This window comes from Clostridium sp. (genome assembly GCF_047718555.1).
Lineage (GTDB): Bacteria > Bacillota > Clostridia > Clostridiales > Clostridiaceae > Clostridium_I.
Genome location: NZ_JBDNRK010000002.1, coordinates 155,418 through 169,648, shown reverse-complemented (window position 1 = coordinate 169,648; position 14,231 = coordinate 155,418). Strand labels below are relative to the sequence as shown.

Sequence of the window (14,231 nt, the reverse complement as noted above, 5' to 3'; positions counted from 1 at the left end):
AAATTCAGATGGGGTAAAAGAATCCCCACCTGAATTAAGAACTTGCTTCAAATAAAGATAAATTGATATTTGAATTACTATTAGTATAAATAACCTTCTCTGTATAGAAGTTCAGCAGTTAAAAGTGCTCCACCTGCTGCACCACGTAGTGCGTTGTGAGAAAGACATACGAATTTATAGTCAAATACAGTATCTTCTCTAAGTCTTCCAATTGTTACTCCCATTCCCTTTTCTAGCTCTCTATCTAGTCTTGGTTGAGGTCTGAAATCATCTTCAAAATAAGTTAAGAAGTTTTCAGGAGCTGTAGGAAGCTCTAAAAGCTGAGGCTTTCCTTTGAAGCTTTTAAAGTGTTCAAGCATAGTCTCTTTTGAAGGCTTATTTTCAAAGGAAACAAATACAGCAGCCATATGACCATCGGCTACAGGTACTCTTAAACACTGAGAAGTTATTGCAGGGCTTTCAGCACAAACTATTTTATTGTCTTCAATATGACCCCATACTTTTAGAGGCTCTTTTTCACTTTTATCTTCTTCACCAGGAATGTAAGGAATAACATTATCAAGTATTTCAGGAAATTCCTTGAAAGTTTTTCCACTGCCTGATATTGCCTGATAAGTACAAACGAGTATTTTAGTTGGCTTGTATTCCAAAAGTGCACTTAATGCAGGAACGTAACTTTGGATTGAACAATTTGGCTTAGCTGTGATAAAGCCTTTTTTTGTTCCTAGTCTTTCTCTTTGTTTGTCAATTATTTTAAGATGGTCTGAGTTTACTTCAGGTATAACAACAGGAACATCTTCAGTAAATCTATGAGCAGAATTGTTTGATACTACAGGTATTTCGTGTTTTGCATAAGTTTCTTCTATTTTCTTTATTTCTTCTTTAGGCATATCTACCGCACAGAATACAAAATCTACTTCGTTGGCAATTTCATCTATTTCATAAATGTCTTTTACAACTATATCCTTAATATAATCAGGCATAGGTATACTAAGCTTCCATCTGTCTTTTACAGTATCATAATATTTTTTACCAGCAGAACGTTTGCTTGCTGCAACGGCTGTAACTTCAAAATAAGGATGGTTATCAAGAAGGGTTACAAATCTTTGACCCACAAGGCCAGTACCACCAAGTAAACCTACTTTTAATTTTTTGTTCATTATAAGATCCCTCCAGAATAAATTTTGTTAAAAAATAAAAGCCAAGGCTAAACCCAAGGCTCATTTATTCATATAAATTAAAAAAGAATAAAACTTGCTCAGGATAGCGCTCCACAAAAAGTTGTGACAGTCATACATATATTATATGCAAAACCAGTAATATAGCGTTAAAGCAATAGCTACTTACTTCGGCGATGATTCCTTTCCCAATACTTCATAGTGCTTACCTCCATAAGGGTACTCTTAAGCATCGCGCCTCTATCTCTAAATTTCATATTTATATTGTGATTTCTATTGTACACTAAAAATCAATATTAATCAATTATTTATAAAAATTTTATTTTTACAAAATGTAGAATTAAATACAAAATTTTTAATTAAAAATAACAATGCAACATATAGAAGCTCTTTAACGTCATTATTATTGTAAATATCTAGCTAGGAGAAAAGGAGTTAAATTTATGATGGAGGTAGAAAAAAATATTAAATTGTAAGGCAGGATAATACGAGAATATGGACTGTTGTGGGATATGATCCAGCGGATGGAAAGTAATAAAGTTATATGAAAAGTTTTAAACAGAATTAAATACAAAATCAGTAATATCAAAATGTTATAATAGTACTGACTGCAATGAATTTAGGTAATGCAGGTGGAGCGTTTATAGGTGGATTATCTATAGCCTATCTTCCCATGAGAGATCTTACATTAATTGCACCTGTAGTTACATTGGTGGGTCTAATTCTATTTGTTATTCAGTTGAAATCATCAAAATATGAAGTGGAAAGTGAAGATAGTTCAATTAAAGAATTATTGTAATTAGTATTATTTATAGATATTGATTATTAATGGAGGGTATTTTAGTATAAAAAATAGAGGATTTAATACTGAAAGTAAAATTAATTTCGGTATTAAATCCTCTGTTTTAATATTTTATCCGATGACTAGTCGCTGTAACACTCCACCGTTTAAAGATGGAGATAACAGCGACACGTCCCTGGATAATTCATCTAAACTAAGTGGGAATACAAACTCCCACTTAGTTTAGATGAATTGATGAGCTATAGTGATATCTTCTCCAAATTAACTCTTCTATTATCTAATGGATTAAGATTAATGTGATGAATAGTCTCAGTATCATTAGGATTCATAATTATTCTATCTAGATAAATTCGTCCACTAGGAGTATTGGCTACTACACAAATGTCACTGTGGCTTTTATACTTTACCCAGCTATAATCATCAGTAATTACAGTATTTAAATCCTCTTTAGATATTAACGCCTTAGAAAAAGCTTTACCATTCTTATCTCTTAAGATTACAGCAATTGTTTTTTCATCTACAATTTCATAGTCATTCTTAATGTTTTTTTCAACTATTTCTAGATTGCATTTTCTATTGTCTAAAGTATCACCGTTTAAATGCTTAATGGGAGTTTTAGAATTAGTATCTAAGATTATGCTTTGTAAATTCTGTTTTATTGGCTTAGATTTTTTATTAGTTTTAGTTGAGCTTATATTTTGGGCTAGGTAACTATTAAAGTCTTTATGCCACTCAGCAAACCAAGTCCCCATATTTGTAACTTTTTCCATATCATTGGCATCTATCTTAGCTATAAGTTCAGAACCATCCTTTTTAAGTAGGGATATTAAAACTACATTGTCTCTAATTTCATATTTATTTTCTATATTTTTGTAATTTGTATTTATGTAAAACACCTCTTCTATTATTTATAACATGGAAATAAGTATAACAGAATGATAAACAAAATGATACCATTATCAAATAATGATATAATATCAATAGTAAACTTTATTTTTATAAAAGTAAAATATTATGACTAAAACAATACAATTAACAGTGTTTTACATAAAATTACCAACTTAAAGGGAGCGTTGTATATGGATTATAAAGTACTAATTACTGAAGAGATAGATGATGAGGGAAAAGATTATCTAAAAAAATTTGGATATGAAATAAAAATGGCAGCAGATATATCCGAGAAGACAATTATAGAGGAGGTTAAGGATTGTGATGCCATACTTGTCCGAATGGCTAATATTACATCAAGGGTTATAAATGCTGGAGAAAAATTAAAGGTTATATCTAAATTTGGAGTTGGCGTAGACAATATAGATGTGGAGGCAGCAACAAGACGGGGTATAAGGGTTACCAACTCTCCTGAATCTAATACAAATACTGTAGCAGAATATACAATAGGTCTTATCATCTCTTTAGCAAAAAAGTTTTTTACATATGATAGAGAATTGAGAACGGGAAATTTTCAAATAAGAGAAAATCTGGGCATGGACCTTAAGGGAAAGGTTCTTGGAATTATTGGAGCAGGAAATATAGGAAGACTTGTGGCATTAAAAGCATCTGTTGGATTTGGAATGAAAATCATAGAATTTAAAAGAAATATTGCTGATATGGAATCATCAGAAGATATAAAAGTTACAAACAAGCTAGATTATGTGCTTGAAAATTCAGATTTTGTAAGCTTGCATGTTCCACTTAATGATGCTACGAGAAAAATGATTGGTAAAAGAGAATTTGAACTTATGAAATCAGGAGCATTTTTAATAAATACAGCCCGGGGAGAAGTTGTTGACAACGAGGCACTTATTGAGGCACTTGAAAATAAGAAGATTGCTGGTGCTGCTGTGGATGTATATGAAGGTGAGGTACCTTCTATGGAGAATCCTATATTTAATCTGGATAATGTAATCTTAACTCCTCATGCAGCTGCTCATACAGTAGAAGCAATGAAGAGGATGTCACTGCATCCAGCTATAGGTATACAGGAAGTTTTAAGTGGTAAAGAAATTTCTTGGCCTGTAAATTAATTTAATATAATGTGTAAATAAATTATGCACATTGTGGATTAATGATTTATCTGCAATGTGTATAATTTTTATATATTTTACTTTTAGAATAACATTGAATTACTATTACTACAAATGATGATTGAATTTTCATATGATTTAGTAGAAGTATTAAGGTTTACTGTCACTTGTACTTTGTATATTTTACAAATATAATAGTTAGTGTATTCTAAATATAAAAGAGGAAAGGAAGAGAATAATATGATTAAAGTTGTAGCAAAAGGTTATGTGAAGGCAGGAGAAGTAGACAAGTTTAAAGAAGTTGCTTCTGGATTGGTAGAAGAAAGTAGAAAAGAAGAGGAAAATATATCTTATGGTTTATATCAAGATGCTAGTAATGAACAGATATTAACTTTTATAGAAGAATGGAAGGATCAAGCTGCTTTAGACAAACATATGAAGACATCTCATTTTGTAAATGCAATGGGAGAACTTTCTAAGCTTCAGGAAAAGGATATGGATATAAATATTTATAATCTTGCTATTTAAGTTTGTAGATTTTTTAATGACCCTGCTATAAGTAGAGTCATCTTTTGTTATTTCTGATATTTTCAGAATAATTTCAATGTGATATTAGTGAAAGTAGAAGTGGCTGCCTTACAATGCATATATATGCATTATAAGGCAGCTTTTTAGCTATTTTAATATTAAAAGTAATAATTAAAATCTTATTTTTAATTATTAAATAATGTATTAAATCATGAATTGAAAAAGCGTAAATGAGTAAAATATATATGGGTTTAATCTAAAAAAGGGAAAATAAAAGATAATTTGATAAAATTGGTATTTTAGGTTTACAAATCTAAGTAGGTGTAGTAAAATTAATAATAGATAAAGGATATTAATTAATATTAAATATTAAATATAAAGTGAGGTGAAAAGGCTTATTTATTAAGGCATGTGAAAATAAATAGTAAGTCAAAGATGCGACGAATATTTTTAATCATACAAGGAAACAGGTTCTGATGATAGTGGGCTATCTGAGGGGTCTGTTGACGCAGTAGGATTCAAAATAGGCTAGCATACTGACTAGTTATTTATTTGAATATGCCTAAAGTGTATTATGTTATAGGTACATAATAAAATCTAACTATAAATAAGCTAAAGTATATGAAAGTTGATTTTCAGGGAAATGAAGTTACATTACAGGGAAAAGAAGTAAAGGTGGGAGATATCTTCCCGGATTTTATTACAGCTAATAATTCATTAGCACCAATTTCATTAAAGGATACTAAAGGAGTCAGAATATTTTTGACTGTTCCTTCTGTAGATACTCCAGTATGCGATCTTGAAGTAAGAACTTTTAATGAAAAAGCTGCTGAAATAGAGGGAGTTACTGTATACACTGTATCTATGGATTTACCTTTTGCTCTAGCAAGATGGTGCGGTGCAGAAGGCATTGAAAAAGTAGTTACCCTTTCAGACTATAAAGATAGAGCTTTTGGTGAAAATACAGGTACTTATGTTAAAGAACTAGGACTTCTTGCAAGAACAGCTTTTGTTGTAGGCAGTGACAATAAAGTTACTTATGCAAATTATTTAAGTGAAATAACAGATTATCCAAATTATGATGAAATACTAGAGGCAGCTAAAAAGGCTAAATAGATAACTGGCGATATAAACATATAGATTAAAGAGGGTATTTCAAAGTATAAATTTGGAATACCCTTTTGTAGACAAATGAAGATATGAAGAGAATGATAGAATTTAAACATAGATGGTGTAGTAACAAATTATTTAGACAAGCTAAATGGGCTTTTACAATTGTAATTTAAAGAGTTATTTTAAATATGGTGATGAAAATGAATAAAGATATGAACTTATTTCATAATTTATGCAAGTATATTATGAAAAATTACCAGGTAATGAATAGCAGCAAGATAACATCTGGTTTGATTTACCAATGCTGTAGAGAACTTGGAATGGATGTCCCTGCTGTAGAAGGACTGGTATTCGTAGAAGTAAATGGATATAAAAGACAATATGCTCACTGTTTTAATGTTCAGGGAACCACCATTATAGATGCGTCTATATATGAATTTGCACTTATAAATAAAATAATAGAAGATTTATTTCCACTTTATATTGCAGGTAATGTGCCAGCCCATATAGAATATTCTATCATTAAAGAAATAAAATATGAGAATCAGAGTAAATTCAATAAAGAAATTATAAGTAGGATCATTGAGGAGTCACAAAATTATGGTGATATGATAATCAATAGATTTTCAATGATTGAGGACAGTAAGAAGAAAAATTTGTTTTATCTTGTTTAAATGTTTAAGAATTATATGAACTAAAGCTGGAAAAAATTACACCCCTGGGGTGTAAAAATTGGTAATTGAAAATATTAATTTGGAGGTGATTAACATGGCTATAGCACAGGCAACAATAGTACCACTGGGAACGGGTTCAACTAGTGTAAGTAAATATGTAGCTGGCTGTCATAAAATTTTAAAGGATGAAAAGCGCATTAAATATGAGCTTACACCTATGGCAACAGTTTTTGAGGGGGATTTGGATGTAATTTTGGAGGTTATAAGAAAAATGCATGAAATACCTTTTGAAAATGGTGCTCAGAGGGTTCTTACTACTATAAATATAGATGACAGAAGAGATAAGGAAGCGTCTATGAGTCAGAAGTTAAATTCAGTAAAAGAAAAATTAGATTAAATCCTGTTGACAAACATAGCAAATTAGCATATATTAATTATAACCAATTAAACAAATAGGAATGATGTATAATATACATTTATTGATATATCTGACTGGAAAAACCAGAGGGTATACTTCTTAGGAGAAGTATACCCTCTTTTACACTTTTAAGAACCTTAGTTCATTATCTTTCCTAAAGCTTTAATGACTGGATAAGTACGAATAAAATTAGGAACATTATTATAAATAATGAGCTAAAAGGTTCATTGGTTATCATGAAATGAGGAGGAAGCATAAATGGGGAAAATAAATTTAAAAATTCCTGAAGTTGAAGTTCGTGAAAAACGTCTTGGTTCTATTACTGGTTTTAATGGCAGTGCTGATGAACTTGTTAGATGTTCTCAGGCTGGAAAACTTAAGGATTCTTCAAGAAGTTTTAGCCAGTGCATGGGATGTAGTTCAGGCCAGGCGTTTTGCCAGCTTTCTATGATAAAGGATGCAGCTATGGTAAATCATGCTCCTGTAGGTTGTGCAGGGGATTTCTTTGGCTTTAATTTTGTGTATAGAGTAGGACAAATGCAAAGAGATTTGCCTTCAACAAATGGAAGATATTTTAATACCAATATAGAAGAAAAGGATACAGTTTTTGGAGCAGGGGAAAAGCTGAAAGCTACAGTAAGGGAAGCTTATAAAAGAGCAAAGCCTAATGCTATATTTGTTACAACTTCCTGTGCTACTGGAATAATAGGAGAAGATGTAGAGACTGAAACTGAAGAATTATCTAAGGAACTTGGTATACCAGTAGTTGCATGTTTTTGTGAAGGCTTCAGATCAAAGATATGGACTTCAGGCTTTGATTCAGCTTATCATGCAATAGTTAGAAAAATAGTAAAGCCACCAAGAAAAAAGACTAACAAGGTAAACATTATAAATTTTTGGGGCAGCCATATTTTCGATGATATTCTCAATAGAATAGGCTATGAGGCTCAATATGTTGTACCTTTTTCTACAGTTGCAGATTTAGAATATATATCAGAAGCAGCAGCAACTATTCAGGTATGCTCAACCCTTGGAACCTATATGGGAGCAGCTTTAGAACAGGTATATGGTGTTCCAGAAATAAAATCACCACCTGCCTATGGAATAGCTGGTACAGATCAATGGCTAAGAGATCTTGGGAAAGTTCTTAATAAGGAAAAAGAAATAGAAGAAATTATAAATGAGGAACATGAAAGAGTAATACCTAAACTCAACGAATATAGAGAATTGCTAAAAGGTAAAACTGCTTATCTTACAGCAGGGGCGGCCCATGGTCACGCTATAATTGCACTGCTTAGAGAATTGGGACTAGAAGTGCAGGGAGCAGCTATTTTTCACCATGATCCAATATATGATAATGGGGATAAAACTTCTGATGCTCTGGCTCAGGACGTTAAGAATTATGGTGATATTAAAAACTATAATGTATGCAACAAGCAGTCCTATGAGCTGGTTAATATTCTTAATAGAGTAAGACCTGATATTATGATTGCAAGGCATGGTGGAATGACTTTATGGGGAGCAAAATTAGGCATACCTACATTGCTTATTGGAGATGAGCAATTTGGTTTTGGATACCAAGGAGTGCTTAATTATGCAGGAAGAATTGCTGAGACCATAGATAATAAAGAGTTTGTAACTAATCTTGCAAAGCATAGCAGTATGCCTTATACAAAATGGTGGCTAGAGCAGGATCCATTTACTTTTCTTGGAGGTGGAGCACATGTCAAGAATTATTGAGCAGCCAAGGTACTCCTGCGCGCTGGGGGTACAGCAGACTATAGTAGCTATAAAGAGAGCTGTACCAGTAGTGCATGCAGGTCCGGGATGCAGTACAAAAATAAGCAGGCTAATAGGCCAGGGTGAAGGGTATGCAGGAGGCAGTACAATACCTTGTACTAATTCCAGTGAATCAGAAATTGTATTTGGCGGAGAAAAAAAACTGAGAACAGTAATTGATGGTGCATTTAAGGTTATAGATGCAGATCTATATGTGGTACTTTCAGGATGCACATCTGATATTGTGGGAGACAATATAGAGAGTGTTACTGGTGAATATCAGAAACAGGATAGGCCAATTGTCTTTGCTGAAACGGGAGGTTTCAAAAGTAATAATTATATAAGTCATGATATTGTTGTAAATGCTATAATTGATCAATATGTGGATAAGTTTGCGGAAGATAAAACCGTAGAAAAGGGACTTGTAAATGTATTTGCAACTATTCCCTATCAGGATCCTTATTGGAATGGTAATCTTGAAGAAATAAAGAGGATTCTTCAAGGTATAGGTCTTAAAGTTAATATACTATTTGGTAATGAATCCAATGGAGTTGAAGAGTGGAAGACAATTCCTAAGGCAGAATTCAATATTGTAGTAAACTCCTGGGTTGGACTTAATATAGCTGATCATCTTAAAGATAAATATAATACACCATATTTCCATTTTCCATACCTTCCTATAGGTGGTGGAGAAACTTCAAAATTCCTAAGACAGGTAGGAGACTATGCGAAGCTGGATAAAACTAAAGTAGAAGCTTTTATTACCAAAGAAGAAGAAAAATTTTATACTCATATTGAAAGAACTGCAGACTTCATGCTGGAATTTAGATATGGTATTCCAAGAAGATTCTATACTATACTTGATGCAAGCTATGCTGTTGGATTTTCAAAATTTCTTTTAAATGAACTGGGGATTATACCAGCTAAACAATTTGTAATTGATGATACTCCTCAAAAGTATCAACAGCAAATAATTGATCAATTTAAAACCATATCCCCTTATAGGTCTGCAGAGGTTACTTTCTCTATTGATGGAGGAGAAGTTCAGGAAGAAATAAGAAAAGAACCTCAAAATAATAGAGCATTAATACTTGGCAGCGGCTGGGAAAGAGATCTTGCAAAGGATATTGGAGCAGACCTTTTAATTGTAAGTGCACCAGTAAATTACAGATTGATTCTCAATTGTGGATATGCTGGTTACAATGGTGGATTAAGAGTTATTGAAGATATATATGATAGAGTACTTGATACTTACAAATAAACTGGGGAAAAATGCACCCTAGGGATGTAAAGATTGGAAAAAACCATGCTGAGTGGTTTTAGGCACGCGTTGCAAAACTCTATCTTGGGAATAGAGTTTAATGATATAAGAGCTAGATATAAGGTTGAAATTAATCTTATATCTAGCTCTTATTTTTTTGAGAATATAATCTTTAGATTTAATGATTTAATATATACTCCATATAAATATACATTGACAGGTGAGGTATATTTATTTATAATATAAGTATAATAACAAAATAATTTATTATTTAAGAGAGGAGTGAGGGTATGTCTATAACTTCAGACATAATAAGAGGTCATACAGAAACAATAATTCTATCACATTTGGAAGATAAAGACAGCTATGGCTATGAGATTAACAAATCAATACAGCAAAAAACAAACAATCAATATGAATTAAAAGAGGCAACCCTATATTCAGCTTTTAGAAGGTTAGAGCAGAATGGCCTAATAGCTTCCTATTGGGGTAATGAGACTACAGGGGCAAGAAGACGATATTATTCCATAACAGCGCTAGGGAAAGCAGCCTTAAAACAAAATAAATCTGACTGGGAAGAAGCAAAACAGATAATTGATAAATTGATTTATGGAGGTAATGAAGATGTATGAAAAATTTCGTAAAAAGGTAGATGAGTTATTTGAAAATGCACCAGAGACTAATAGGGCGAGGGAACTGAAAGAAGAATTATTAGCTAATCTTATGGATAAATATAATGATTTAGTAGCCACAGGAAAAAGTGAAGAGGAAGCCTTTAATATTGCAATCTCAGGTATTGGAGATGTAGACGAACTTATAAGAGGACTAAAGGAAAAGGATGTACTTGATTATGCACAAATACAAAAGGACAGAAAAAAAAGTGCGTTAATTTTATCTGCTTCTATAGGACTCTATATTATGAGTGTAGTGATATTAATATTGTGTACTGAAGTTTTCCAAGTGGATGATAATATTGCAGTATGTATAATGCTTACAATAGATGCAGTAGCCACCTGTCTCATAATATATAATGCAATTTCACGTCCTAAGTATTTAAAAGCTGATGATACCATAGTGGAAGAATTTAAAGAGTGGAAATCTGCCAATAATAAGGAAAGAGAAATTCTTAAATCTATAAAATCTATATTGTGGATGATTATTGTTGTTCTCTATTTTGTTTTAAGCTTTCAATTTGGAAGCTGGGCATATTCCTGGGTTATATTTATTATAGGGGCTGCCATAGAGAGAGCTATCACTTTAGCATTTCAATTGAGGAAGTGATAATATGAATAGGAATTTAATAAAAATATTAATTGGAATATGGTTGGCTATTGCAGTTGGACTTACAGGCTTTCTTGCATACGCTATACACTATAACAAAAGTGCGGGAGATGTTTTTAGTTTTTTCAAATGGAGAGATGTATCTGCCTCTACAGTTCAAAAGGATGAAAATATACCCTTAGATAATTTTAATAAAATAAATGTAGATTTTTCAAGTGCAGATATAATAGTGCAGACTACAGATGAACCTAATCTTAGAGTTGTTCAAAAGGCCAGCAGTGAGCTAAAAGAGGAACAAAAATTTACAATTAGTAAGGAAAATAATACTGTTACAATTAAAAGGAATACTTCTGATATGATATTTAGTATATTTAATTTTGGAAACTTTGGAGAAAAAATTGAAGTATATATACCTAAAACTTACACTAAGGATTTAGATATACGTTCAGCTTCTGGTGATGTTGTATTCAATTCAGATATAGAACTAAATAATATAAATTGTTTTACAAGTTCAGGAGATTTTTATGGAAAAAATAATATAAGTGCAAATAATATTATTCTAAAGTCTAGTTCAGGAGATATTTCTATAGGAGATTTAATGAGTAAAAGTTATAAAGTTGATATTTCTTCAGGAGACGTTAAGATAAATTCTCTTTCTGGATCTGGCGAGGTAGAAGCAGCTTCTGGTGATATAACAATAAGCTATAAAGATATTAATGAATATTCAAATGTTAGTGCACAATCAGGAGATGTTAAATTGCTAATTCCAAAGGAACTAAGTTTTCAGTTTGCCGGGAAATGTAGTTCAGGAGATATAAACTCAAATTTTGACTTAAGTTATAAAAGCAAGAGAGGAAATGAAGCCACGGCTCAGGTTGGCAGTGGGCCTTACAAGAAGATCAATGCCAATACAAACTCGGGAGATATAGATATAAGAAGTAATTAGGGCTTATCCGATGACTATCATCCGTAATACTCCCAACTTCTATCAAAGTGGGAGATAACAGCATAATTCAATTATCAAAAATGAGATTTTATCAATTAGTTTCTAATTAAAATAGCTAAGGAGATGGCTCACAATGCACATATATGTATTGTGAGCTATCTCCTTCTAAGTATATAAATAACTTTAATAATTAATTATGATAAGATAAAAATTATCTACAATTACCATTTTATCAATAATAAATTTTCACATTGTTTTCTATAATTTTATATGCTATTTATGTGGATTAAAGGCCTTTACATTTGAAAAATCAGCTTTATTGAATTTCATAACACATAGAATAAAGAAAATGGCACCCATGCCAAGTATAATAAATAGACCATAATAAGGTTTTATTATAAAGCCATGAATATTAAAAGCCACTCCTGCCTTTACTAAGGCTTCTGTACTGAGATTTCCCATACTTAAGGTAATATATCTGAAAATTGAAGTTGTATAAGTTAAGGGATTAATATAAACTAGAGGGCGAATTATCTTTGGCATAAGTGTAGTTGGTATATAAGCACCAGATAAAAAAGTCAGGGGAAAAGTAAATACAGTAATCATTATCTGGAAGGTTGTAGAGCTCTTTGCCAGAGAAGCTAGAAATAAACCAATAGAACTAAAAGTTAAGCCAACTAGTGCCATAACTCCACACATTGCCAGAAATTGCAGTGCATCTAGTTTTAGTCCCATGAACATACCTAATATAATAACCAGTAACCCCTGAATAAAAGCTATAGTTGTTGCTGAAAGAACTTGTCCTATTGATATTTGCCACCTTTTAATAGGAGAAACTATAATCTCTTTCATAAAGCCCATGGACATATCTTCAATTATACTTGTGGAGTTACTTAGAGCCGCTTGGAATACTGTCATAATAATTATCCCTGAAATCAGATAATTAAGTGGCTGAGCAATTCCAGCAGTGGAAGATTTCATTACAAAGGAAAAAACGAATAAAAAGAACACAGACATAATTATTGAAAATACCAGTCTAAGTTTATCTCTTACAAAATTAGTTAAATTTCTTTTTAGAATAGCAAACATTCCACGCATAGTTATCCTATCTCCTTTCCAGTTACAGCTAAAAATACATCGTTAAGGGTTCCTTTAGTTGTTTCAAAGTCTGTAATAGAGTCTTTGAATATGGATACCATTGATAATATATCTTTTAATTCTGTTGAGTATATTTTAAATAAATCGTCAGTGAGCTTATAATTTATGGAATTTGCATCAAGGTATTGGACAAGTAGATCATTATTGGAAACTTTAATTCTAGTTACATTTGAAGTATATTTCTTTTCTAGATTATAAGGACTGTCATAGGCTACTATTTTTCCGTGATTCATAATAGCTACTTTGTTACATATTTCAGCTTCATCCATATAATGTGTAGTTAAAAAAATAGTAATATTCTTTTCCTTCTGTAATTTATAAATATAGCTCCATATATTTGCTCTGGTCTGAGGATCAAGTCCCGTAGTAGGCTCGTCTAGGAATAGAACCTTTGGATAATGAACAAGTCCCCTTGCTAGTTCCACTCTTCTTTTCATACCTCCAGAAAGACTTCCAACAGGAGCTTTTCTCCAGTCTGTAAGATCAACCAGGTTTAATACAAAATCAATACGTTCCTTAATTTCATTCTTGGGAACATTATAGAATTCACAGTGAAATTTTATATTCTCTTCAATTGTCAATTTACTGTCCAAAGTTGATTCCTGAAATACTATGCCTATTTCATTTCTAACTTTATCTTTTTGTTTGGATATATCATATCCATTGATCTTTAGATCTCCTTTAGTCTTATCTAATATAGTACAAAGAGCGTTAATAGTTGTGCTTTTACCGGCACCATTGGAACCAAGAAAGCCAAAAATAGAACCTTCTTCCACAGTAAAGGAAATATCATCTACAGCAACGAAATCACCAAATTTTTTAGTGAAATTTTTCACTTCAATTATGTTTGACATAATGTTAAACCTCCTGTTTTGTGTATTGTCTATGTGTCTTATATTAATGGCTTATTATAAATTTCACTTAAAGTGTTTCTAAAGATTTTATAAAATTATTTAAATTTTTAATTATTAAATTATCTATACACAGTTAGTTAGAAAACAATAATTATTATATTATCAGAAGTTTATTATATAATTGAGATTGAGTTAAAATAGTAATTTATATGTTG

At 31.5% G+C, this 14,231-nt stretch carries 15 protein-coding genes and 1 riboswitch; of the genes, 11 read left to right on the top strand and 4 right to left on the bottom strand.

Annotation, left to right across the window (positions count from 1 at the left end; genetic code table 11):
* Nucleotides 1-80: 80 nt before the first annotated feature.
* Nucleotides 81-1,160, bottom strand: coding sequence for an aspartate-semialdehyde dehydrogenase (gene asd / locus ABF633_RS01550; protein ID WP_415521328.1), 1,080 nt, complete (start codon nucleotides 1,158-1,160; stop codon nucleotides 81-83).
* 96 nt (nucleotides 1,161-1,256) lie between these two features.
* Nucleotides 1,257-1,429, bottom strand: a riboswitch (Lysine riboswitch).
* Nucleotides 1,430-1,791: 362 nt separating this feature from the next.
* On the opposite strand from asd, the gene ABF633_RS01545 reads away from it, so the two are divergent.
* Complete coding sequence (locus ABF633_RS01545) at nucleotides 1,792-1,977, top strand: hypothetical protein (RefSeq protein WP_415521326.1); 186 nt, start codon at nucleotides 1,792-1,794, stop codon at nucleotides 1,975-1,977.
* A 242-nt stretch (nucleotides 1,978-2,219) separates the two neighbouring features.
* On the opposite strand, the gene ABF633_RS01540 is transcribed toward ABF633_RS01545, so the two are convergent.
* Nucleotides 2,220-2,846 (bottom strand): hypothetical protein, encoded by a 627-nt coding sequence (locus ABF633_RS01540; RefSeq protein WP_415521335.1) that lies wholly within the window; start codon nucleotides 2,844-2,846, stop codon nucleotides 2,220-2,222.
* 213 nt (nucleotides 2,847-3,059) lie between these two features.
* On the opposite strand from ABF633_RS01540, the gene ABF633_RS01535 reads away from it, so the two are divergent.
* From ABF633_RS01535 to ABF633_RS01490, 10 genes are all read left to right on the top strand, one after another.
* Nucleotides 3,060-4,004: a hydroxyacid dehydrogenase gene (locus ABF633_RS01535; protein ID WP_415521324.1), complete on the top strand. Its 945-nt coding sequence runs from the start codon at nucleotides 3,060-3,062 to the stop codon at nucleotides 4,002-4,004.
* Between the two features lie 240 nt (nucleotides 4,005-4,244).
* A complete protein-coding gene (locus ABF633_RS01530; protein WP_415521322.1) occupies nucleotides 4,245-4,532 on the top strand; it encodes a putative quinol monooxygenase in 288 nt (95 codons plus the stop codon).
* Between the two features lie 621 nt (nucleotides 4,533-5,153).
* On the top strand, nucleotides 5,154-5,648 hold the full coding sequence (tpx, locus tag ABF633_RS01525) for a thiol peroxidase (RefSeq protein ID WP_415521320.1): 495 nt from the start codon (nucleotides 5,154-5,156) through the stop codon (nucleotides 5,646-5,648).
* Between the two features lie 191 nt (nucleotides 5,649-5,839).
* A complete protein-coding gene (locus ABF633_RS01520) occupies nucleotides 5,840-6,319 on the top strand; it encodes a hypothetical protein (protein WP_415521318.1) in 480 nt (159 codons plus the stop codon).
* A gap of 94 nt (nucleotides 6,320-6,413) precedes the next feature.
* Nucleotides 6,414-6,716, top strand: a complete 303-nt coding sequence (locus tag ABF633_RS01515) for an MTH1187 family thiamine-binding protein (RefSeq protein ID WP_415521316.1) — start codon at nucleotides 6,414-6,416, stop codon at nucleotides 6,714-6,716.
* Nucleotides 6,717-6,995: 279 nt separating this feature from the next.
* Nucleotides 6,996-8,477 (top strand): nitrogenase component 1, encoded by a 1,482-nt coding sequence (locus ABF633_RS01510; protein WP_415521314.1) that lies wholly within the window; start codon nucleotides 6,996-6,998, stop codon nucleotides 8,475-8,477.
* Nucleotides 8,461-9,777, top strand: coding sequence for a nitrogenase component 1 (locus ABF633_RS01505; protein ID WP_415521312.1), 1,317 nt, complete (start codon nucleotides 8,461-8,463; stop codon nucleotides 9,775-9,777). The genes ABF633_RS01510 and ABF633_RS01505 overlap by 17 nt, the downstream gene beginning before the upstream one ends.
* Before the next feature lie 290 nt (nucleotides 9,778-10,067).
* A complete protein-coding gene (locus ABF633_RS01500; protein ID WP_415521310.1) occupies nucleotides 10,068-10,409 on the top strand; it encodes a PadR family transcriptional regulator in 342 nt (113 codons plus the stop codon).
* Nucleotides 10,402-11,058: a permease prefix domain 1-containing protein gene (locus ABF633_RS01495; RefSeq protein ID WP_415521308.1), complete on the top strand. Its 657-nt coding sequence runs from the start codon at nucleotides 10,402-10,404 to the stop codon at nucleotides 11,056-11,058. Before ABF633_RS01500 ends, ABF633_RS01495 begins: the two co-directional genes overlap by 8 nt.
* Nucleotides 11,059-11,062: 4 nt before the next feature.
* Nucleotides 11,063-12,004, top strand: a complete 942-nt coding sequence (locus tag ABF633_RS01490) for a DUF4097 domain-containing protein (RefSeq protein WP_415521306.1) — start codon at nucleotides 11,063-11,065, stop codon at nucleotides 12,002-12,004.
* 273 nt (nucleotides 12,005-12,277) lie between these two features.
* On the opposite strand, the gene ABF633_RS01485 is transcribed toward ABF633_RS01490, so the two are convergent.
* A complete protein-coding gene (locus ABF633_RS01485; protein WP_415521304.1) occupies nucleotides 12,278-13,102 on the bottom strand; it encodes an ABC transporter permease in 825 nt (274 codons plus the stop codon).
* A gap of 2 nt (nucleotides 13,103-13,104) precedes the next feature.
* Nucleotides 13,105-14,016, bottom strand: coding sequence for an ABC transporter ATP-binding protein (locus ABF633_RS01480; protein WP_415521302.1), 912 nt, complete (start codon nucleotides 14,014-14,016; stop codon nucleotides 13,105-13,107).
* Nucleotides 14,017-14,231: the final 215 nt, after the last annotated feature.